This window comes from Vibrio jasicida CAIM 1864 = LMG 25398 (assembly GCF_000400365.1).
GTDB lineage: Bacteria > Pseudomonadota > Gammaproteobacteria > Enterobacterales > Vibrionaceae > Vibrio > Vibrio jasicida.
Genome location: NZ_BAOG01000155.1, coordinates 1 through 22,080 on the forward strand (window position 1 = coordinate 1; position 22,080 = coordinate 22,080).

Annotated in this window: 18 protein-coding genes; 10 read left to right on the plus strand and 8 right to left on the minus strand. The window is 44.5% G+C overall.

Going from position 1 to position 22,080, the window contains the following annotated elements; translation table 11 throughout:
• Positions 1 to 243 precede the first annotated feature (243 nt).
• The 4 genes from VJL_RS25490 (at position 244) to VJL_RS25505 (ending at position 3,662) form a co-directional block, all read left to right on the plus strand.
• Positions 244 to 1,200: an ABC transporter permease gene (locus VJL_RS25490; RefSeq protein WP_005429179.1), complete on the plus strand. Its 957-nt coding sequence runs from the start codon at positions 244 to 246 to the stop codon at positions 1,198 to 1,200.
• Entirely contained in the window at positions 1,193 to 2,143 is a 951-nt protein-coding gene (locus VJL_RS25495) for an iron chelate uptake ABC transporter family permease subunit (RefSeq protein ID WP_038882146.1), read from the plus strand. The genes VJL_RS25490 and VJL_RS25495 overlap by 8 nt, the downstream gene beginning before the upstream one ends.
• Positions 2,144 to 2,154: 11 nt before the next feature.
• On the plus strand, positions 2,155 to 2,916 hold the full coding sequence (locus tag VJL_RS25500) for an iron ABC transporter ATP-binding protein (protein ID WP_038882149.1): 762 nt from the start codon (positions 2,155 to 2,157) through the stop codon (positions 2,914 to 2,916).
• Positions 2,917 to 3,059: 143 nt separating this feature from the next.
• Positions 3,060 to 3,662 (plus strand): TetR/AcrR family transcriptional regulator, encoded by a 603-nt coding sequence (locus tag VJL_RS25505; protein ID WP_009706559.1) that lies wholly within the window; start codon positions 3,060 to 3,062, stop codon positions 3,660 to 3,662.
• A gap of 104 nt (positions 3,663 to 3,766) precedes the next feature.
• On the opposite strand, the gene VJL_RS25510 is transcribed toward VJL_RS25505, so the two are convergent.
• From VJL_RS25510 to VJL_RS25520, 3 genes are all read right to left on the minus strand, one after another.
• Positions 3,767 to 5,299 (minus strand): MFS transporter, encoded by a 1,533-nt coding sequence (locus VJL_RS25510; RefSeq protein ID WP_038882151.1) that lies wholly within the window; start codon positions 5,297 to 5,299, stop codon positions 3,767 to 3,769.
• Positions 5,300 to 5,304: 5 nt separating this feature from the next.
• Positions 5,305 to 6,318: an HlyD family secretion protein gene (locus tag VJL_RS25515; protein ID WP_038882153.1), complete on the minus strand. Its 1,014-nt coding sequence runs from the start codon at positions 6,316 to 6,318 to the stop codon at positions 5,305 to 5,307.
• A gap of 247 nt (positions 6,319 to 6,565) precedes the next feature.
• On the minus strand, positions 6,566 to 8,299 hold the full coding sequence (locus tag VJL_RS25520; protein WP_009706562.1) for a hypothetical protein: 1,734 nt from the start codon (positions 8,297 to 8,299) through the stop codon (positions 6,566 to 6,568).
• Positions 8,300 to 8,756: 457 nt separating this feature from the next.
• On the opposite strand from VJL_RS25520, the gene VJL_RS25525 reads away from it, so the two are divergent.
• Both VJL_RS25525 and VJL_RS28405 read left to right on the plus strand, forming a co-directional pair.
• Complete coding sequence (locus VJL_RS25525; protein ID WP_038882155.1) at positions 8,757 to 9,710, plus strand: M23 family metallopeptidase; 954 nt, start codon at positions 8,757 to 8,759, stop codon at positions 9,708 to 9,710.
• Entirely contained in the window at positions 9,614 to 10,045 is a 432-nt protein-coding gene (locus VJL_RS28405; protein ID WP_080642206.1) for a bactofilin family protein, read from the plus strand. The genes VJL_RS25525 and VJL_RS28405 overlap by 97 nt, the downstream gene beginning before the upstream one ends.
• 67 nt (positions 10,046 to 10,112) lie before the next feature.
• On the opposite strand, the gene VJL_RS25535 is transcribed toward VJL_RS28405, so the two are convergent.
• From VJL_RS25535 to VJL_RS25550, 4 genes are all read right to left on the minus strand, one after another.
• Complete coding sequence (locus VJL_RS25535) at positions 10,113 to 11,237, minus strand: carbohydrate porin (RefSeq protein ID WP_038882156.1); 1,125 nt, start codon at positions 11,235 to 11,237, stop codon at positions 10,113 to 10,115.
• Between the two features lie 171 nt (positions 11,238 to 11,408).
• A complete protein-coding gene (locus VJL_RS25540; RefSeq protein WP_038882157.1) occupies positions 11,409 to 12,047 on the minus strand; it encodes a bifunctional 4-hydroxy-2-oxoglutarate aldolase/2-dehydro-3-deoxy-phosphogluconate aldolase in 639 nt (212 codons plus the stop codon).
• Between the two features lie 16 nt (positions 12,048 to 12,063).
• Positions 12,064 to 13,029, minus strand: a complete 966-nt coding sequence (locus VJL_RS25545) for a sugar kinase (protein WP_038882158.1) — start codon at positions 13,027 to 13,029, stop codon at positions 12,064 to 12,066.
• 74 nt (positions 13,030 to 13,103) lie between these two features.
• Positions 13,104 to 14,510, minus strand: coding sequence for a PTS transporter subunit EIIC (locus VJL_RS25550; protein WP_227741174.1), 1,407 nt, complete (start codon positions 14,508 to 14,510; stop codon positions 13,104 to 13,106).
• A gap of 286 nt (positions 14,511 to 14,796) precedes the next feature.
• On the opposite strand from VJL_RS25550, the gene VJL_RS25555 reads away from it, so the two are divergent.
• Positions 14,797 to 15,996: a D-galactonate dehydratase gene (locus VJL_RS25555; RefSeq protein ID WP_038882161.1), complete on the plus strand. Its 1,200-nt coding sequence runs from the start codon at positions 14,797 to 14,799 to the stop codon at positions 15,994 to 15,996.
• A 52-nt stretch (positions 15,997 to 16,048) separates the two neighbouring features.
• On the opposite strand, the gene VJL_RS25560 is transcribed toward VJL_RS25555, so the two are convergent.
• Positions 16,049 to 16,765, minus strand: coding sequence for a GntR family transcriptional regulator (locus VJL_RS25560; RefSeq protein ID WP_038882162.1), 717 nt, complete (start codon positions 16,763 to 16,765; stop codon positions 16,049 to 16,051).
• Between the two features lie 696 nt (positions 16,766 to 17,461).
• On the opposite strand from VJL_RS25560, the gene pbp4b reads away from it, so the two are divergent.
• The 3 genes from pbp4b to VJL_RS25575 form a co-directional block, all read left to right on the plus strand.
• The gene (gene pbp4b, locus VJL_RS25565) at positions 17,462 to 18,802 is read left to right on the plus strand and encodes a penicillin binding protein PBP4B (RefSeq protein WP_050568894.1); all 1,341 of its coding nucleotides are present in this window, start codon (positions 17,462 to 17,464) and stop codon (positions 18,800 to 18,802) included.
• Positions 18,803 to 18,890: 88 nt separating this feature from the next.
• Positions 18,891 to 20,078: an exo-beta-N-acetylmuramidase NamZ family protein gene (locus VJL_RS25570; RefSeq protein ID WP_039974081.1), complete on the plus strand. Its 1,188-nt coding sequence runs from the start codon at positions 18,891 to 18,893 to the stop codon at positions 20,076 to 20,078.
• On the plus strand, positions 20,078 to 22,080 hold a 2,003-nt coding region (locus VJL_RS25575), incomplete at its 3' end, for a glycoside hydrolase family 3 protein (RefSeq protein ID WP_227741173.1). The genes VJL_RS25570 and VJL_RS25575, both read left to right, overlap by 1 nt.

Genomic DNA, 22,080 nt, shown 5'->3' on the forward strand with positions numbered 1-22,080 from the left:
CTTTTAGCCGAACCCTTTGGGCAGCGTTTGTAGGTGCTTTCTACTGCGTTATCGGCTTATCAGGTAGAATAGCTACATATCAAAGCCTTTGCCTTGTATAAAACACCTACAAATTGCTGCAAAAATCATCACGAAAGGTCAACAGACCCTAATAGATTAGGTTCAATCTCACTCTAATCGATGACCTTTCCCGCTTCACGGTGCGAAAGGTCATTGTTGTTTTTATCACCCTATAAATACACTATGAAATTACATCATATCTTGGCTTTTTTATTGCTCGTCGTACTCGCCTGCGCCTCTTTGCTGGTTGGGGTGGCGAACGTTTCTCTCTCGCAGATTTTGGCTGGTGACAGCCACAGTTTGAACATCTTACTGGTTAGCCGATTACCCCGCTTGTTGGCCATCGTCTTAGCTGGTGCTGGCTTAAGTATTGCAGGTTTGATCATGCAGCAGATCGTGCAAAACCGCTTTGCTGCCCCGTCCACCACGGGTACGGTCGATTGGGCAATGTTCGGCTACATCGTCGCGCTGATTCTGTTTGCAGACATGAGCAGTTGGGTCCATCTGATCACCATCTTCGCGTTCTCTGTGATTGGTACAGTGATCTTCGTGCGCTTCTTACAACGTTTGAAGTTTAAGAACACCGTACTCGTCCCGCTGATCGGCATCATGTATGGCAACGTGGTGTCATCCATGACCACCTTTATTGCCTACAAGTACGACCTAGTACAGACTCTTGGTTCTTGGACGGTGGCTAACTTCGCCTCGGTATTGCGCGGTAACTACGAGTTCTTGTATCTCGCTCTTCCGGTCTCGGTTCTGGCTTACGCTTACGCCAACCGCTTTAGCGCGGCAAGTGTGGGTGAAAGCTTTGCAAAAAACATTGGTTTGAACTATCAACGCATTGTTCTGGTTGGTGTCATCCTTGTGGCTGTACTGTCGTCATCGGTGGTAATGATCGTCGGGATGATTCCGTTTCTTGGGCTTATCGTGCCAAACCTTGTGTCGCTGTTCATTGGTGACAACATGCGTCGCAACTTACCTTGGACAGCATACGCAGGTGTGATTTTGGTGCTTACTTGCGACATCCTCGGTCGCCTCATCATCTTCCCTTACGAGATTCCAATTTCGATGATCATCAGCATCTTGGGTGGCTCAATCTTCATTTACCTAGTTCTGAGAGACAAATCGAATGCGTGATTCTATGAAAGTAACGCTGCTGGCAATCGCGGCGGTTTTGATTTGTGCGGTGTTCATCGGCAAGGGCTTAACGCCAGATAACTACCAGTTCTTCTTGTCACGCCGCATCCCGAAAGTACTGGCGATTGTCTTGGCAGCGATGGCGATTGCATCGTCGTCACTGATTTTCCAGACCATCACCAACAACCGAATCCTCACCCCTTCGATTCTGGGTTTTGATTCCATGTACGTGATGATTCAAGTGCTGCTCGTAGTAATGTTTGGCGGCTTGAGTGCTTTGGTCATCAACAGCAAGCTCAACTTCGTGTTGTCGACTGGCATCATGATTGTGTGTGCGATGACTTTGTTCAGCTTCTACTTCCGTGGTCGTCAGCGCAACATCTTCACCCTTTTGTTGATTGGTATCGTGTTGAGTAGTTTGTTCAATAGTGTCACCGGTTTCTTCACCATGATCACCGACCCAGATGAGTTCACCTTCATCCAAAGTTCAATGTTCGCGAGCTTCAACAACATCAACAGTGAGTTGGTGTACTGGTGTGTGATTCCGATGCTCTTATGTGGTGCGTACCTAATGCGCATTGCTCACAGATTGGACGTAATGTGGCTTGGCGTCGACAACGCGAAAAGCCTAGGTGTGGATACCCACAAACTGACCATGCAAGTCATGTTCATCATCACTTTGATGGTGTCTATCTCGACCGCATTGATTGGTCCAATCTTGTTCTTTGGTCTGATTGTTGTGGCTCTGACTCGCCAAATCTTCACTGGTTACCAACATCGCTTATTGATTGTCGCAAGCTCAGTACTGTCAGTTGTACTGCTGTCTGGCGGTCAATGGGTGGTTGAAAACCTGTTCGATTTCGACACCACCATCAGCGTTATTATCAACTTTATCGGCGGCGGCTACTTCTTGCTTCTGCTTATGAAAAACAAATTCGATTAAGGGTTTATCACATGATCCGTATTCAAGGTCTTAGCAAAAAATACAACGAAAAATACGTGGTAAAAAATGCCGATGCCCTTTTTCCTCTTGGTAAAGTAACCAGCATTATTGGTCCTAATGGCGCGGGTAAAAGTACCCTACTATCTATGGCGAGCCGACTAACCGAAAGCGATGCTGGTAGCGTCGTGATTGGTGATAAGCCGCTTGACCAATGGAACACCGAAGACTTGGCAAAGCGCCTATCAGTGCTGCGCCAATCAAACAACATCAACATGCGCTTTACGGTGCGTGACTTGGTGGCGTTTGGTCGCTTCCCGTACTCGCAAGGTCGTCTGACAGAAGAAGATCACCGCATCATTGATGAATCAATGCAACATCTGGAAATCGACCATTTGAAAGATCGCTTTATCGACCAACTGTCGGGCGGGCAACGTCAAATGGCATTTATTGCTATGGTGGTGGCACAAGATACCGACTACATCTTCTTGGATGAGCCGCTGAATAACCTCGACATTAAACACTCCGTCGACATCATGAGTACGCTACGTAAGCTTGCGGAAATGAAGAACAAAGCTGTAGTAATCGTAATTCACGACATCAACTTTGCGTCTTGTTACTCTGACCACATTGTGGCGATGAAGCTCGGGGAAGTCATTAAAGCGGGCTTAGTTGAAGAAGTGATTGATGCCGACGTGCTGAGCGATATTTACGAGATTCCATTTATCGTGCAAGAGATTAACGGCAACCGTATTTCGTTGTACTACCGATGTTAACGTAACCAATTTGATTTCAAAGGCGGCCTCGTGTCGCCTTTTTTAATTTTGGTCAATGAAGAAGCGTTAAACGCGGAAAAGCGATGTGTCCGAGCAGCATTAATGATACTGTACTGAACAGTTTTATTTAGGTTGATTTAGTTATGCGCGCATCTACTGAAAAGAAAAGAACTCGAATCATCGAAGTGGCAACCGAGCTGTTTATTGAACAGGGTTACAAGGACACGTCACTCGATCAAATCGTTGCTATTTGTGGTGGTTCAAAACAGACCCTGTATCGTTACTTCTCTAACAAAGAAGGGTTGTTTGTTGAAGTGCTCGCGCATAACACCAAGATCAGCCTAGAGTCCGTTTTCCAACTTGCCGATAAACAGAATGAACCACTCAGAGAAACCTTAGAAGACTTCGCGAAGAAGTATCTACGCGGCATTTGCTCTAACCCAATCCTATCGCTTTATCGCATCATCTCTGCTGATTTTAATAAACATGACTCGGTTCCAAATCAGTTTTGGCAAACCGGGCCGCAGCGTATTCACCAATACTTAATTGAGTTTCTAAAAACCGACACCATCAGCCAGCAGCTTAACATCGACGATGCCGATTTAGCTTGTGGGCAGCTACTCGCGCTGATCAAAATGGATTACCAGAATATGGCACTGATGGGCTTTGATTTCTTAAGCGATGAGGAATTGGATTCGCACACCCAAAAAGCCGTGGCGGCATTCCTTAAACTTTATCAGCGATAAGAACCTCAAAACTAAAAAACAAAGGGAGCACATTGGCTCCCTTTGTTTTTTTACGGCTTAGTTACCGAGTTGCTTGGCTGGCTATTTGTTCTGTTTACATAACCTCAGTGCGCTTCTTGTTTTGCGGCCAATTTCTTGCCGATCAACAAGATTGGCGCAAGCGCAAAAATAGAGACAATAAACATCACCAACGAATTACTCAGTGCTAATGTCGTAGCTTGCTCCTTCACAACCGCGCTAATTTGGCTCATTCCAAGTGCCGGATTAGGTAAGCGACCATGAGTCAGAATCGCGCTGCTCAATGCCTGTTCATATGCCGCAAACACATGGTTTGAACCGTCTAGTGTACGACCGATTTCGCCCGATGCTTGCGCGCTGTGGCTTTGAATCACACGAGAGAAAAACGCCCCGCCAATCACCCCGCCCATGGTTCGGAACAGATAGAAGTTAGCAATGCCTTCTAAGCGCTGCCCTACTTGGAAGTACATCAACACAGCAATCGTCACCGACACATTCAATAAGCCAACACCAAAACCGCGCAGCAACATTGGAATGGGTAGTGACTCTGTACCAACAAAGCTTGGTAATTGGCTGAACTCGTGCACCGACAGTAGAATCATCAGCACGCCAAAAGGCACCACTGCATCCGCTAAAGGGCGGCGGAAGTAATACACCAACACACTCACCAGCATGCCGACCAACATGGCGTAAAACGATGGTAATTGCGCATAGCCCGCATGGAGGCTGTTGTAGTGCATCGCCATTTTTAGGAAGTTGGCAAACAGCACCGTACTTGCCATCACGGCAAAGCCTGCAAGAAAGGCGTTGTACATAAACACGTTGGTCTTTAACTTACCGTGCAATTGCATCGACGCAGTATCTAATTGGCGCGTTTTCACCAACTGATACACCGCCAACAAAACCAGTGCCGCAGTGACAGAAGAAGCCTGTACAAACCAGTCTGAATCCAACCAGTTGTAGTAGCTGCCACGCATGAGTAGGAACACCACCAAACCCATCGTTAACGCGAGTACGAGGTACACCGAACCTGAAGACTTTGGCTTGGCCTCAATCTCTATCGACTGAGGCTTGTACACACCGATCATCACTAGAGCAGAAAAGTACAACCAAGCCGAAGCAACGTTTAAAAACGACCAATCAAACACTTCGACAATCTCAGCCACTAACCACGGATAAGCGCCCATTGGTAGTAGTGTTGAGAAGATCAGCGTCAGCGCAATAATCGCAGGCAACCAACGCTGCTCAAAGGTATTGAGTAGATAAAGGTTCACCACCACCAATAACATGCTCATGAAAAAGCCGCTTACTAGCCAAGTTAGCGTAAACAACAACGCATGCTGACCAGTCCAATAGAGCGCAAGGTTTGTTCCCAAGCCCACCAGCAATGTAGAGTATAATGGCAATGTCGTTCCAAGCTTACGCACCAAGATAGGGGTAAACATAAACCCCAACACTTGAGTGATCATAAAGCCGATTTTCACTAGCTCGACTTCATCTGTGGACAAACCGGATGTGGCTGCCATCTCGTGGGACAACTCGGTAAACATCACCGAATTGATCCCAAAAGCCGCAATGGCGAACAGCGCAAAAATCAGCAATGGTGAACGTGTTTTCATGGCGATTAACCTTGCGTTGCGGTCTCAATCGACACTTCAGCCGACAAGCCAGGGTAGATGCGCTGTTTAAGCTCTTGTGGGATATCCAACTCGATACGCACTGGCACACGCTGTACTACTTTCACAAAATTACCGGTCGCATTTTGCGGTGGCAACAAACTAAACTGCGCGCCTGTTGCAGGGGTAATAGAAGATACACGACCATGCAACGGATGATCAGGGAACATGTCTAACACCACTTCTACATCTTGGCCTTGTGCGACATTCTCTAGTTGAGTCTCTTTGAAGTTTGCCTCAATCCAAACGTAATCCGGCACCATCACAATCAAACCCATGCCCGGTTGAACAAACTTACCTACTTGCACTTGTCTGTCTGCCACATAACCATCAAATGGCGCTCGAACGATGGTTCGCTCAAGAGCGATATTCACCAGCCTCAAGTTCGCTTCTGCTTGCTTGCGTTGTGCGGTTAACTGCATTTTTTCTGTTACTAGCGCATCGAGCTGCTTCTGTTCAGCGGCTAGTGCTAGCTTGGCAGTTTCAAGATTGCTGTTAGCTTCAATAGAACGCGTTCTTTGCGCTTCAAATTGGTTCTTACTCACCGACTGCTTTTGTACCAAGCGTGAAAGACGTTTGAACTCCGCCGCTTGATGTTCCGCGTTGGCACTTGCACTGTGAATGCCCTGCTTCGCCTGCTCAATCTTTACCAGCTGCATTTCGGTTTTGGTTTGGTTTGCGGTCAGCGCAGCCTTTGCGACATCTAACGCTGACTTCGCGATTTCTTGATTGGCAATGAAATCTTCATCATCAATCGAAAACAGTGGCGTACCTTTGCTTACCCATTGGTTATCTTCGACAAAAAGTTGGCTTACCTGCCCACCGACTTCCGGAGAAATCGCCGTCACATCCGAGTGAACATAAGCGTTATCAGTGGTCACCGTATTAGGTTGGTATAACGCACAACCTGCAGCGACTAACGAACCAATAACAAGCGACAACGCAATGACTTTCTTCTTCATTTTTGAAACCCAACTTAATGATTTTTACAAACTGTACTGTACCGTACAGTATTAGTAAAGATACATTTGATCATTGATAACAAGAAAAGATCCATCCCACTGATTTTTATCGATCTTATTTGGTGGTTACTTTTGAATGAAAGAGAAGGAATTGAAGGGCTGTCCGCGAGAAAAACAAAAAAGGCGACACCGAGGTCGCCTTTTGATTATGAAGAAATGCTTCGAGATTGAAGCCGGTGAGTCACGCTTATTGCTGCGCGACCTTCACTTGTGGTTTGGTTGAGCTTGTGTAATCGAAGTCAAACACAATGCCATCTTTGGTTACGTCCAAAGCCATACCACCGATAAGCTCACCTTGTAGGCTCATCTTCACATCTTCCGGCACTGGCTCGCCAGACACTTCCGATGCTGTTTCAATCACTTCCAGTACGCGGTCCGAATCCATAGTGAAGCTCAATAGACCATTGGCCGTTAGCGGCTGAGCCATGACTTTCTCACTTGCTGCCGCTGCTGCCTCACCACTGTAAAGCGTTAGGTGGCTGCCGTTTAGACGAGCAAATACATCCATTGGTTTACCCGCGTATGGTTCAAGCAGACCACCGATGTTCACTGGTTGGTTATCCGGTTGGATTTGAATCTGTGCCAGCTCAGGCATGAACATTTGTGCCGTTTGCAGCAGCATGTTTGGATCGTCCGCTGAGATAGAGAAGATCGCATCCAGCTGACCTAGCTCAGGTCCGTATTGGCCATTCATGTTCACATCAAGACCGAACATTTCCATGCTCAAACCTTTCAGGCCATTTGCCATACCCGCGCCCATGCTGATCGCCGGAGCTGGGTTTTGACCACGCATGTCATTTTGCGCCTGCGCTAGGATTGAACACTGGTACTCAGGGGTCGTTAAATCTGTCCAGATCTTACCAATCGCAGGTGCCAACGTTGCCACGTCTAGACCTAATGCCACGCTAAACATGCTCTGCTCACCATTTGATTCCGCTAAGACACCGCGCACTGATTGCAATGCTTCAAGAATCACTTGGTTTTTCGATTCAACAACAAAGCCGCCGTTGATGCGAGCTTTATCATCACCCGCGCTGTACTCGGCAAACGCGACCATTTGCGGCCAGTTTTCAGCGATTTGAGTGAACTCAGTGTGACACGCAGGAGAACGCAGTTGCTCTAGCGTTGGGTCAGAGTCGGCCATCTTCAGTTGGCGCGCCATTCTGTTGCCATCAAGTGTCGTTAGACCTTTAATGATTTCGCGGATGTCGAAAATACCGAATGAGTTGTTGCTCGCACCGTATTTAGTTTGTACCGCTTCAAGACGTCCGGAATCGACAATGCTGCTCTTCGGAGATTCAAGACCAAAAGCCAGTTTAAGTGGGTTCTCAACTCCAAGTTCAGGAATGTCGAAAGTTACGGTCAGCACGTTGTTAACCACTGCCACCGCCAGACCAATACCCAATTGTGGATCTTGCGAATCCGTTAGCTCGTAGCGGCGGAACTCCACCGTATCTAACTTAACAAGTTCGTGTTGAATGCCAGCAAGTTGCTCTTGCTCATCCAAGGTTTTCCATAGTGCCGCAGGGTTCTCTAGCTGTACCTTGTAAACAGGAACAAGGCCTAGGGTGTACATAATTGGGCTTACCATATCGCCCGTACCTAAGAAGGCTTTCAAGCTCTCAGGAGAAGACGCCGCAGCCATGTACGCATCCAAGAAGTTAACCGCAAACTCTAAACCAGGAGTCAGATCTTCTTCTGCGAACAGTTCTCCCATTGGTGGCTGCTGCGACGTACCGAATGCGTTCATGTACTCGTAGTGATTAAAAGGTTCCGTTTGGTAGGTAATCAACAAGGTATCCGCTGGAACTTGGGAAAGTAGCGAGGTTGAAGATTCACCTTGGGCAAGGTTATTTTGGTACACATACGCGGCACCGCCTGCTGCTGCGACCACTGCAGTAGCTAATAATAGTTTTTTCACGACCAACTCCGTTGTCTTAGTTTTATTTCCTCAAACCAACAGATTGGTTTGAGTGAGCATTAAGCCTTTAATGAACGCCATAAAGGATGAGAATCACCATTCGGGAACTCAGACGTTAATTTGCGTGCAACGCCATCATAAACCCCCAAACAAAGTTATCAATTTGCTGAATGCCAATTTCTTAAGATATCCAACATTTATAAGATGAACCGTGAAGTCGGTTAAACTGCGAAACCACACTATTAGCAACTTACTCAATAAAATTTCATAAATGCTATACCCTACCGGCCAAAGTCCACGCAATATTAAATCCAATTACCGATTTTTCTCTATTGTCTGAAAACAGCTCACGACCTGACATTTTCGTCGATTCCTCCTCTAGAAGACGGTCGTACTTTTACTTACAGTCAGAGCTATCAATAACGAATGTTGAACATCTATCGCGCCATTAATCACCATGAAAGATCAGCTGACTATCTCTATCTCCAACATCAATGGCTCTAAGCATTGGTACTTCAGCAAAACCATGCAGCGCAACTTTAAAACGGGCTTGGTGGCATTTCTTTTGGGATTAACCGCAACCGCTATCTTGATCAATCATCTTTATTCTCAGGTCGATGACGCCGTACTTGAGCAAGCAAAGTTAACCGAGCAATCACGCAGTATGGGTCAGGAGTTAAGTGAGCTAAAGGCTCTAAAATCAGAGCTAGAGAATGACCTATCGGAGCGAGAAGAGCGCGTTCAATTGGTCTCGGAGCGTTTAGGCGAATTGGAGAAAGTGCTCGGTGTCGTCAACGAATCCAACACTGAGAGTTTGGATGCACGCTTTGATACTGCAGCTATCACGTCTAATGTTCGAATGGTGATGCTCAACCAGATCCCTAACGGCTCTCCAGTCGGTAAAGCACGCCTTTCATCGGGGTTTGGCAAGCGCGTTCATCCGGTTACCAAAAAAACCAAAATGCACCGTGGGCTAGATTTTGCGGTAAACACTGGCACCAAAGTGTATGCCTCTGCTGATGGCGTGATAGAGACCACACGCCGAAGTAGCAAAGGGTATGGAAACTTACTGCGTATACAACATTCCTTTGGCTTTTCGAGCGCTTATGCCCACTTGAAAGAGTTCAAAGTCAAAACCGGTGAGTTCGTCAAAAAAGGCCAGCTCATCGCCATTTCTGGTAACACCGGGCTCTCTTCTGGTCCTCACCTTCATTATGAAGTGAGATTTATTGGAAGAGCCGTAAACCCAAGGCCATTCGTGGATTGGAACCTCAATAATTTTGAAGACATCTTTACCAAGGAGCGAAGAATACGATGGGAATCTTTAATCAAAACCGTGGAACAACGAGTGGCTCATCAGCTTCAACTCTCATCGCCAAAGGCTGTTCTGTTAGCGGAGAACTCAAAGTAGAAAGCGATATTCAGGTTGATGGCATCATCGAAGGCCAATTGCACGTCGAAGGGACATTGGTCGTCGCAGAGAGTGGCCGTGTTAAAGGCGACATCTACGCGAAACAACTGATCGTCAATGGTCTGCTTGATGGTAACTGCCATGCAGAACACATTCAGGTTTTAGCGAAAGGACGAGTCAGTGGCAAAATCTGGAGCAACAACCTGAGTATCGAAGCGGGCGGTAAGTTCTTCGGAGAGGCCGCAGAACTCCCAGAAAAAGAAGTGGTGACGCTAAAAGATAAATCCACAGAAACCAATAAAACCGATAAGTCACAAGCTCGCAAAAGCGCGTAATTAAGAATATCAAAAAGGGCACTGACTGTGCCCTTTTGAGTTATTGCTATACTTGCATTAGACCAAATTAGAATTCGTAAAACAGGCGAACACGCGCACCGAAATCGTCTTCTTCTTTAAACGCTTCGCTTGGTGAGTTCACGCTAAGATCGTTGGTAACGGTTGTGAAGTAAGAACCCAATAGCACTGAGAAGTTCTCTACCTCTAGTACGTCCGTGAACTCGTAAGAAGCATAAAGCGTAGATACCTTCACATCACCTTCTGCCCAGTCCTTGATCTCTTTGTTTTCGTATTCGTTCAACGCGTAAACGTAACCAATACCTAGCCCTTTCCACAGTGCGTTAACCCCTGTCGAGAAGTTGTTTTCATCCACCGCATCTAGGTAAGCCACGTTTGCGTTCACTGACCAATCACCGCTGGTCCAGTTACCTGTTAAGCCGTAACCAGTACGGTCAGAAATATCAACACCTTGGTCGGTCACCACCGCATCAGAAACGAGGTTGGTTTCCATCGAGGCTGCTAGGCTGAAATCACCCATTTGGTAAGCAACAACAGGGCGTACTAAGAAGGAGTCTTTGCTGCTGGTAATGGCTTGACCGTGATATGTTCCGCCATCGGTACCTTCATGGAAAAGATCCGAACGGTCACCAATCATGGTGCTCAGTTCCAGATAAAGATTGCCGAAGCTTTGGCTGTACATCAGCTGACCATCAGATCCACGGCCGCGCGCTTCTTTCATTTGATAGGTGTAAGCCGAGCCATCGGTGTAAAGCTCGTTAGAGGTATCACCTGAGTACTCTAAGAAGACATCCAAACCAACAGGGAACATGTCATACGCTTCGAAACGACCTGCTTTGATTGCCCAGCTGTCTTTCTTACCAAACTCAAAGTATGCGTCATCAAGATTTACATCACCCGTGCTTTCAAACAGAGGCTGCGCTTTTACGCCAACGTAGTGACCGTTACTGGTGAACTTCTCGCCGGCAAACTCGATCAGTACGCGGCCATCTTGGTTGAATTCTTGATCGCCAGAATCGTTCGACTCGCGATCTTGGTAGTTGAAGTTCAACTCAACGTCGCCGCCGATAGAAAAGTTACCTTCTTCGTTGTCGATAATGCTGATGCCCGCATTTGCCGATAGTGCCGTGCATACGCCGATGGCGCTCAGAGATAGTTTCAGTGCTTTGTTCATGTTAAACCCTATATGTATTAGATTTTATTGTGTAAATGTGCTGATTTCAGAGACAGAAAGTCCCGCCCCTTCTTATTGAGAAAGAAAGGCTTACTAAGATTTATTGTTGTTATTTGAGTATCCCCTAACCGCCGTAAATCTCGCGGTTAGGGAAATTTGGATTATCGAGAATTAAGCAGATTGCTTCGCGACTAGCTCAACCGCCTCACGCGTTAACTGAGCCAATTCTTCCCACTTGCCCGCTTCAATAAGCTTTTTATCGACCATCCAAGTACCGCCACATGCCAGCACTCGCGGTACGGCTAGGTAGTCTTTAATGTTCGAAGGATTGATACCGCCAGTTGGCATGATTTCCACATCACCATAAGGAGACAACAGTGCTTTCACCATGTTGACGCCACCAGAGGCTTCTGCCGGGAAGAACTTCAATGTTGTCAGTCCCATTTCTAACGCCGCTTCAACTGCGCTTGGGTTATTGACACCAGGTACAATATCAATACCAATCTCTTGGCAAGCTTTAACGGTGTTAGGGTTAAATCCCGGAGAAACCACAAAGGTTGCCCCCGCTTCTTTGGCTGCAATAGCTTGTTCACGATTGAGCACCGTACCAGCACCAATCAGCATGTTTGGCTGCGCTTCACGCAATAGACGAATCGCCTCGACAGCGGCATCGGAGCGAAACGTGATTTCGGCTGCTGGCAGACCGTTTTCTGCTAACACTCTACCCAATGGGATGATGTCTTCTGCGCGATCAATGGCGATCACTGGGATCACTTTTAACGCTTTCAATTGAGCTTTTAAATTCGACATGTTGTTTCCTGTAAATCTATTTCTTGAACTGAGCAATGGCCGTATTGGTTGCCAATCGTGGGATGATGGCGCCTTTGTGTTGAATCACGGTGCCTGCGAGGGTATTCCCATTCATACACGCTTGTTTGATGTTGCCACCAGACAAGTACGTCGCGAGGAAACCACCATTAAATGAATCGCCTGCTGAAGTGGTATCGATGACATTGTCTATGGGCGTTGTTGCCACAGAGTAAGGCTCAAATGTATTTGAATCCGCGACTAAACAGCCCTCTGCACCGAGCTTAACCACCACATTTTTCACCCCTTGCTTCTGCAAGCGCGTGATTGTGTCGTACGCCGTTGCATCACCCCAAATAAGCTGTTCATCATCGAAAGTGACCAACGCCAAGTCGGTAGTCTGGTACATCGCTTGATAGCATGTTTGAACAGTCTTCATTTGGTCTTGCGGCCAAAGTGCCGGGCGGAAGTTACTATCAAAAGCAATCTCAACACCCTTAGCTCGAAAGCGACTCAAAAGATCAAGCAGTTGGAGACGATCTTGCTCCGGCAGAATCGCCAAGCTAATACCACTGACAAACACCATATCAACTAGCTTGAGTGATTCCGCTACACGTTCAAACTCGGCGTGTTGGAGCAAGTAGCGCGCTGCCGATTGATTACGCCAGTAAAGAAAAGTGCGCTCGCCTTGGTCATCTAACTGAATCAGATATAGGCCCGGCGTGCGCGTTTCGTCTCTCAAGACTAGCTCCGTAGCCACACCTTCTTGTTGCCAACGCGCCACCATGCCGTCACTCAGTGGGTCTGTTCCCATGGCGGTGACGTATTGCACCTGCACTTGCGGTGATGCGTCTAGGGCTTGGCTGCAACGGCTGAGGTAAACCGCCGCGTTAAGGGTGTCACCACCAAACGTCTGCTGCATGTCGCCAAACGGCTTGCCGTTCAACTCGATCATGCATTCGCCAAGTATTGCGATTGTCTTCATAACAGTTCTTTTAAGCATGCTGAAGAGACCTGTCGCAGATGGACACGACAGGTCTACATAGAGAGAAAAGAGGATTATTTATTATCGATGCGTACAAACATCATGGTCATTGCGAACGACAGTGCAAACACACCAATCACGCCCAATACCGCTTGAATAAAGTTCTGAGTACCACTTGCCAAGTAAGCTGGCAGACTGAATACCGAAGAAAGAATGTAGCTTGTTAAGTGGGTATCGATAGTCACTGAAATCGCGCCGACGATACCTGTTGCTAAGCTCGCCATGAACAGTGCTTTGGTGTACTTAGTCAGCACGCCGAATAGCGCTGGCTCTGTGATACCAAGAATAGCGGTGACACCTGAGCTCACTGTCACTGAAGACTGCTCTTTACTTGCGTATTTGCGCTGCTTGTACCAAATCGCCATGGTCGCGCCTGCAATGCCTAGGTTACCCAAACACATAATTGGCATCAGCAAATCTTTTCCGTACAGCGCGAAGTTGTTCAAGCTGATTGGCGTCATGCTGTGGTGAATACCGAATACGATGGTAATTGGACGAGTTAAACCAAACACGAACCCGGTCAGCGTTGGTGAGATCTCTAATAATGAGCTCACAACCCAACCTGCGCCGTTACTTAGCCACATCCCCGCAGGGGCAACAACAGAGAGTACAAGAGTCGATGTCACAGTGAAAGCAAGTAGCGGAGTGAATACTGGTTTGGCAGAAGCAGGAACTAACTTATCTACCATAGGGGTGATTTTGGACAGTACCCAAACCGCTAGAATCGCAGGCACGATCGCGCCGCCATAGTTAAGCAACTCAATTGGAATCACACCAAATACGTTCAGCTCTGGGGTATTTCCTGCTTCAGAAAGAATGGTCGCTTTTTCCAATAACTTAGGCGACATCATCGCTGCAGCAACTGCTAACGCAATGTATTCGTTCACTTTAAACACTTTCGCCGCAGAGAAAGAAACCAACATCGGTAGGAAAAAGAATACTGCGAGAGAAATCGAACGGAAGAAGAACACCGTATCCGAGCTTTCTGAAATCACGTTGGTCGCAATTAAGCCCGATAGCAGACCCATCAACATGCCCGAACCCGCAATCGCAGGTACGACAGGCCCAAAGATGCCCGCCACCACGCGCATTGCGTTTTGGAATAGCTTGCCTTTCTCTTGCTCGATTTCTGCATCTTCTGGCGCAGCACTTGCCCCAGACAAGGCTAAGTACCATTTTTCAACGTCGACACCGATTATCACCTGTGTCTGACCTTGTCCAAGCACCACGCCTTTTACGCCTTGAATTGCTTCAAGTTTTGCTTTGTCGGCTTTCGATTCGTCCACCAGCTTGAAACGCAAGCGGGTCATGCAGTGGGTGATGTTAGCAATGTTCTCGTTGCCGCCAAGTGCTGCGACCAGTTCTTGTAGTTTCATGCTAAAGCTGTTTGCCTTGCCTGACGACGCATCGCCAGTTGCCATGTTTGTTTGTGTCAATTGCATCATACTTTCCTATGTGCTTTGTCTGCTCATTCACTGCGCTCATCTTAGCTACTGGTCATATTTATCCAATCGACAAATTAGTGATAAAACTCACACTAAAACGACTAAAAATTAAATTTTCGGCATTTTTAGCCAATTGGTTCGTTTTTCTTACCGAATTCAAAACAGGAACGAACCAGTTAAATTTAAGCATAATTTACCGCTTGTAATTTGTATTTTTTCACGCTTATATAAAATAAATCCTGTTAACCAGAGATAGTTTGAAGTGAACAAAAATACCATATCAAATATTGAGTGCGTGATTACCAAGCCAGACAGACATAACCTGATTACTGTTATTGTAGAAACAGAATCTGGTGTAACGGGCTACGGTTGTGCGACGTTCCAACAGCGACCATTGGCTGTAAAAACCATGGTTGATGAATATCTTAAGCCATTATTAATTGGTAAAGATGCGAATAATATTGAAGATCTGTGGCAAATGATGATGGTCAATGCATATTGGCGTAATGGCCCAGTGATCAACAATGCTATTTCTGGTGTTGATATGGCACTTTGGGATATTAAATCTAAATTAGCTAACATGCCGCTTCATCAATTATTCGGTGGTAAGTCTCGTGATGCTATTCAAGTATATACACATGCCACCAGTGATACGATGGAAGGCTTGTATGAGCAAGTCGATAAATACTTAGAGCAAGGTTATCAACATATTCGTTGTCAATTAGGCTTTTACGGTGGTGTGCCAGAAAATATTCAAACAGCACAAAACCCAACCCAAGGCTCTTACTACGATCAAGATCAATATATTGAAAACACAGTAGAAATGTTCAAAAATCTACGTGAGAAATATGGTAAGCAATTCCATATTCTTCACGATGTGCACGAGCGTTTGTTCCCGAACCAAGCGATTCAATTCGCAAAACAAGTCGAGCAGTATAACCCGTTCTTTATTGAAGATATTTTACCGCCAAGTCAAACAGAATGGTTGGATAATATTCGCAACCAATCGAGCGTATCTCTGGCTTTGGGTGAGCTGTTTAACAACCCTGAAGAGTGGAAAGCGTTGATCATCAATCGCCGTGTCGACTTCATCCGCTGCCACGTGTCGCAAATCGGTGGTATCACACCAGCACTGAAACTCGGTCACTTCTGTGAGAGCTTTGGCGTTCGTATTGCTTGGCACTGCCCACCAGATATGACGCCGATTGGCGCCGCAGTGAATACTCACTTAAATGTGCATCTGCATAACGCTGCGATTCAAGAACATGTAGAGTACAAAACCAATACACAGCGCGTCTTCCCGAACGCAGCAGAGCCAATCAACGGCTACCTATACGCATCTGAAATTGCAGGTATCGGTGTGGAGATGGATCGCGAAGCGGCACAAGACTTCCCTGTTGAATACCGCCCACACGAATGGACGCAAAGCCGTTTACCAGACGGCAGTATTCATACGCCTTAATGCCTCATTTGTCCTAGCGACGGCGTTAAATGCAGACCTAAAAAAACGACCGCTATTCGCGGTCGTTTTGATCTCGGTAGTTAAGACTCTCGGGATTAAACTTGGTGTGATAAGTACACTGGTAATTAATATCAATAATATCGCTCACCACAAAGACTTCACCTGTTTTTAAGAATCCTCGATTAGTAATATTCATCGCGGAACTATTACGTTTACAACCGAGTAAATCTGCATCTTCTTTTGACACGTTAATTGCTTGATAACTCGTTAAATAACTGTCGATTTCTAAACCTAGAGACAATACGTGTTTCTGTAGTGAACTTTCAATAATCTCATCGGTAATTTTAGGAAACATACTTACGGGTAATTTTGTTTCCTCAATCTGAGTAACTTTTCCCTGAATTAATCGCAGACGTTTAATATTCCACAGATATTCATCATCCTCGATAGAAAACATCTGCATTTCATGCGTAGTGGGTAGACGTTTATTCAGCTTTATTTTCTTGTATGAAATCTCACCAAATTTGTTTTCAGTAACCGAATTATAGATGAGTGGCGAACCAATAATTGAGGTATTAACGAAATAACCTGAACCTACTTTGGATTTCACAATACCAATCGCTTCAAGTTTAGATAGCGCCTTTCGTACCGAAAAACGAGAAATATCATACTTTTCCGCCAATTCACGCTCAGATGGTAACTTCACATCGATGACGTTTTGGCAAATTTTACTGATGATATCTTGAACTAGTTCTTCGTATTTCTTCATAAGCATTCAATTATTATCGACAATAAGTAATTTATACCATTTTTTACTTATCAATATAATCCAAATACCTCAATTAAGCTAAGAAACAGCTATAAGAAAGCAAAATAATTTAGATAGCTTTAACTAGGTGTCCATCTCTTATTTTTGTTGTGAAAGTGGCGCTTTCAGTAAGTGGATCGAGTTCATAACGGCTCAAACATACCATATGCTGTATCAAGTGATGCTCATCATTGAATCCCTGAGACCACGATAAGTAACTAGATCCTTTCTAATGTTTTTGAGCTTCATCGTACCTGTCGAAGTTTAAATGAAAGAGATACACAGTAAGACTGCCATTGCATCTGTCATTAACTGATGAGTTCAGGAAAAGTTAGAGTTGTCGTAAGTAGATCTACTAAAACTAAAGATTATAATTGAGACTCTCTATCACAAAACAATAGTCGTTTAATTAAGAATATCTACCATCACTTGAATCAGTATCACGAATAAATATTTTGTCTTAAAAAGTTATTCCAAAATATACTAATCATTTTCCTTGCCTACATAGAGCCTTGAACCAATATCGTAATAAAATATTCCACATTGAGTATAAACAGTTTAAATATGGAATAAACTATTTTGTGACGAATATACCAATAAACTTAATTTTCCTTAAATAGTATCTATTGAAAACAACGACTCTTTACAAGGTGTATTATGAATTCAAAAATAGCCACATCATTTATATTCTTATCGATGACCGTTGGCTGTCAGTCTAACTCAAAAGATACTTATGACTTTTCAAATGTTGATAAAGTGATTAAGCAAGATATATCTGATGGTTTTCCTAGTGCAACCATTGGTATTTGGTATAAAGGAGATATTATAAAAATTGATTCTTATGGATACATTAAAATCCATGATGAATATACACCAAAACGACCACTCGGCAGCACTGAACATAATAATGACGTTAGCCTACCTAGTGAGAAGTTAATTCCAGCGGTAGATAATACTATTTACGATCTAGCATCAAACACAAAAATGTTCTCTACTAACTACGCAATTCAATATTTGGTTTCTAACGGGAAATTAGATTTAGATCAACATGTATCAGACATTCTTCCTGAGTTCGCAGATCAACCTACCGACCTGATCAAAGGCAAGTCTGAGATAACAGTACGAGACCTTTTACAGCATCAAGGTGGGCATAAGCCAAGTGTCGAATTCTACAAAGAAACAGGGGATATGTACTCCCAGTCTCGCGAAAAGACTTTAAACATAATGCTCAAGACCGAGTTGATGCAAGCTCCTCACACCGCTGTAACCTACTCTGATATTGACTATATGATATTAGGGCAAATCATCGAAAAAATTACGGGTATGACGCAAGACAAGTTTATGCATGACACGTTTTATCAGCCTATGGGACTTGAGAGAACCGGATATAACATGTTGACTTCCCCCCTTTATGGCAATGCTTTCACCTTAGATGATTTTGCTGCAACAGAAATATATGGCAATAGTAGAGAAGGACAAATTCATTTTAATAACATTCGAGAGCATACGCTTCAGGGCGAAGTCCATGATGAAAAAGCTTATTACTCAATGGAAGGTGTCGCTGGTCATGCTGGGTTATTTTCTACCGTTGAAGATATGTTATCTCTAATGTCCATCATGATTAATGGTGGAGAGTTTGATGGCGTTCAATATTTTTCTGAAGAAACCATAGAGGAATTTTTAACTCCGATAGAAAACCATGAAGAAAGTGGTTATGCATTAGGATGGAATATAAATTATCAGCACGAAAATACATGGTTATTTGGTCGCTATGCTAGTGAAAATACTTACGGACATTCCGGGTGGGTAGGGACAGCATCCCTAATCGATCCGGATAATGAATTAATGGTCATTCTTTTAAGCAATAAAAAGAATACACATATAAAGATGGACTGCGGAGAGGCGGTTTGTGGTGCATTTGAAGGTGACAAAATGAAAATAGGTGATTATGACCCTATTTTTGAAGAAATATATAAATCTCTTAATCTATCTAACTGATTCACACCAAAAGACAAATTATATTTAAACATGAGTACAAAACATGAAACGATATATATATGCAGCACTACCATTAATTATTATTATTATGGGATGTCAGAGTAATAATAATGATGATAATCATACAACTGATACTAAAATAACACTTGGTATAGAAAATACCGACCAATATCTAACGTACTTACAAAACAAACGAGTAGGTTTAGTCGTCAATCCCACGTCGCATTTATCTAATGGCGAACACACTATAGATTTTATGCTTAGTCAAGGAGTCCATGTCACGACTCTTTTTGCACCTGAACATGGTATCCGGGGGGAACAAGAGGCAGGAGAAGAAGTCGAAGATGGCATTGATGTCGAAACCGGCTTACCCGTCATTTCACTTTATGGCGACCATAAGAAACCAACAGCGGAAGATCTTGAGAACGTAGATGTTTTAGTATTTGACATACAAGATGTTGGTGTACGTTTTTATACCTACATAAGTACCATGCACTACGTAATGGAGAGCGTGGCTGAGAACAACAAAGAGATTGTCATTCTAGACCGTCCAAACCCAAATGGGGATTATGTTGCCGGCCCCATCATGGAACCAGAGTTCACCTCATTCGTTGGCATGCACCCGATCCCCGTAGTTCATGGTTTAACAGTCGGTGAACTTGCCAACATGATTAACGGTGAAAGATGGCTTTCTAACGGTATTCAGATACCAAAAGAGGACATTGTTGTAGCTGAAATGCAAGGCTACGACCATAGCACTCACTACTCTCTACCAACCCCTCCTTCTCCAAATCTTCAAACCGACAATGCTATACAGTTTTATCCTTCTCTTGGTCTATTTGAAGCAACAAGCATCAGTGTGGGACGTGGCAGTAAAACACCTTTCGAGGTAATCGCTTTTCCAGATCCCCAACTCAAAGTAAATATTGAATTTTTGCTTGATGACACCTCCGCTACTTGGCCACAACGGGGCCAATATGTTTACGGTGAGAGTTATCAAGTTTCTCAAACCAGCCCATTCAACTTTACTCTTCAGCCACTTTATGACTGGTATTGGAACATGCGTGATATGGGCTATGCGAGCTCTGAAATCATCGATAGACCTGAGTGGTTAAGCTCGTTACTCGGAACGGATAAAGTGCTGCCAATGATCATAAATGGCGTCCCATTAGAAGACATTGAAGCCTCTTGGGATAGCAATCTCAGTAGCTACGAAAACATGAGAACTGAATACTTAATTTATACAGAACAGAGCAACAAATCGGAGGGGGAATAATGAAAAAACAAACACTCTGTATCTTATCAATACTGGGAACTTTATCCGGCTGCAATAATGGAGACGGTAATGAACAGTCTTTAGAACAACGCGCTGAAAGTATCTTATCGGAGATGACAACCAGAGAAAAAATAGCGCAAAAAATCACCATGTCATTTCGTTATTTCTGTGCCGATGATGTGGAAGAATGTTCGACAGGATTGACTCAAATAAACGAAAGTGTCAGAAGAGTGATCAAAGAGGAAAGTATCGGTGGTGTAATCCTTTTTTCCTCAAACATGGATGGCATCAAGAATACCGCTCGCCTAATCTGGGATATGCAAGATTCCGTCAGTGATGACCAGCCTTTAGGCTTATTCATGACCATTGATCAAGAAGGTGGAAACGTCGTACGCCTTCCAAGAGAACAAGCAACAAACTTCGCAGGTAATATGGCTCTTGGTGCAGCTTACCTGAGCGATCAATTTAATGATAATCTAGCCTACATGCAGGGCTTAATTCTAGGTCGAGAGGTCGGTTCTATAGGGTTTAATGTCAACTTTGCCCCAGTCGTTGACGTACAAAGTAACCCACTCAACCCTGTTATCAATGTGCGCTCTTTTGGTGAGTCTCCCGAAGATGTAGGAGTACTTGGTGGCCAGACAAGCATGGGGATGTCAGATGCCCACGTTGTATCTGCTTTTAAACATTTTCCAGGGCATGGTGATACCGAAGCTGACTCTCACTATGGTTTACCACGCGTAAACAAGACGCTAGAAGAAGCGTATGCGACCGATCTATACCCTTATATATCAACAATACAGGCAGGCACACAACCCGATATGATTATGACCGCACATATCCAATATCCTGCACTTGATGACTCCGTCCTCTATACGTCAAAAGAAACCGACGATACTCCTATAGGCTCTGAAATCCTTGTCCCTGCAACTTTGTCTTATCACATTCAAACTGAGTTATTAAGAAACGAGCTAGGTTATAGCGGATTAACTATCTCTGATGCATTAGATATGAAGGGAATCGCAGATTACTTCACCGAAGAAGATGCGGTTGTGAAACTATTCAATGCAGGCGTTGACATTGCATTGATGCCAACTGAATTTTACTCACAGAAAGACGATAACAAAGTTACACATATTATTGATGCTGTAATGGAAGCCGTAGACAAACAAGAACTGTCGATAGAATTGATCGATGATTCGGTAAAAAGGATCATTTTGACAAAACTTGAAAACAATATCTTGAATGAAAATGGAGCAACTGACTTCGAGGATGTCTACAGCTATAGCTTAGAAGTGCTTCAGTCCAGCGAACACAAAGAAGTAGAAAAGGAGATCGCCGATAAATCAATTACCATTGTTAAAAACAATGGATTACTCCCAGCCAACGCAAGCACACTTGGTAAAATTCATATTATAACCCCATGGGAAGAACAGGGCGCAGCAATACAAATACAGCTAGAACGAAATAATGTATCCCCCTTTGACATCTCACGAACCAAATTTTCTAACACAAGCTGGGATGAAGCCATTGTTGATATTGATAATACAGATACTCTAGTTATTGGTACTAATTCCACTGCACCTTCACCTGTTGAAGACGATGGCATACCAAACGCAACTAAGATGGTCGCATTTTCAAAAGGCACGAAGGCACCGAAGAATTTATCGAACTACTCTTTAGTACGTGCTTCGACTCTTCCTACCGACGAGTCAATGAGTGAAGAGCAACTCGCTCGATATTTATTTGAGTACGCCTCACAAAAGGAAAAACAATCCGTTCACCTATCTCTTCGAGCACCCTACGATATTGTGAATTATGACGATATTGTTGATACATCTATAGCTGCATACAACTACTACGGCTATGAAAATGGTTCAATGCGTGGCCCTTCTCTACCGGCTGTTATCGACACATTAATGGGGGTAAACAAGCCAAAAGGACGACTCCCAGTCAATGTCTATGAGATAGAGCTCGATGAAGATGGAAACACTGTGTTGGG

Bases quoted from the DNA above. Each gene is read 5' to 3' on its own strand.
- VJL_RS28405 (WP_080642206.1), top strand. From the start codon at position 9,614: ATGGGAATCTTTAATCAAAACCGTGGAACAACGAGTGGCTCATCAGCT.
- VJL_RS25505 (WP_009706559.1), top strand. From the start codon at position 3,060: ATGCGCGCATCTACTGAAAAGAAAAGAACTCGAATCATCGAAGTGGCA.
- VJL_RS25525 (WP_038882155.1), top strand. From the start codon at position 8,757: ATGAAAGATCAGCTGACTATCTCTATCTCCAACATCAATGGCTCTAAG.
- VJL_RS25510 (WP_038882151.1), bottom strand. From the start codon at position 5,299: ATGAAAACACGTTCACCATTGCTGATTTTTGCGCTGTTCGCCATTGCG.
- VJL_RS25545 (WP_038882158.1), bottom strand. From the start codon at position 13,029: ATGAAGACAATCGCAATACTTGGCGAATGCATGATCGAGTTGAACGGC.
- VJL_RS25490 (WP_005429179.1), top strand. From the start codon at position 244: ATGAAATTACATCATATCTTGGCTTTTTTATTGCTCGTCGTACTCGCC.
- VJL_RS25495 (WP_038882146.1), top strand. From the start codon at position 1,193: ATGCGTGATTCTATGAAAGTAACGCTGCTGGCAATCGCGGCGGTTTTG.
- VJL_RS25535 (WP_038882156.1), bottom strand. From the start codon at position 11,237: ATGAACAAAGCACTGAAACTATCTCTGAGCGCCATCGGCGTATGCACG.
- VJL_RS25500 (WP_038882149.1), top strand. From the start codon at position 2,155: ATGATCCGTATTCAAGGTCTTAGCAAAAAATACAACGAAAAATACGTG.
- pbp4b (WP_050568894.1), top strand. From the start codon at position 17,462: ATGAATTCAAAAATAGCCACATCATTTATATTCTTATCGATGACCGTT.
- VJL_RS25515 (WP_038882153.1), bottom strand. From the start codon at position 6,318: ATGAAGAAGAAAGTCATTGCGTTGTCGCTTGTTATTGGTTCGTTAGTC.
- VJL_RS25540 (WP_038882157.1), bottom strand. From the start codon at position 12,047: ATGTCGAATTTAAAAGCTCAATTGAAAGCGTTAAAAGTGATCCCAGTG.
- VJL_RS25570 (WP_039974081.1), top strand. From the start codon at position 18,891: ATGGGATGTCAGAGTAATAATAATGATGATAATCATACAACTGATACT.
- VJL_RS25550 (WP_227741174.1), bottom strand. From the start codon at position 14,510: ATGGCAACTGGCGATGCGTCGTCAGGCAAGGCAAACAGCTTTAGCATG.
- VJL_RS25560 (WP_038882162.1), bottom strand. From the start codon at position 16,765: ATGAAGAAATACGAAGAACTAGTTCAAGATATCATCAGTAAAATTTGC.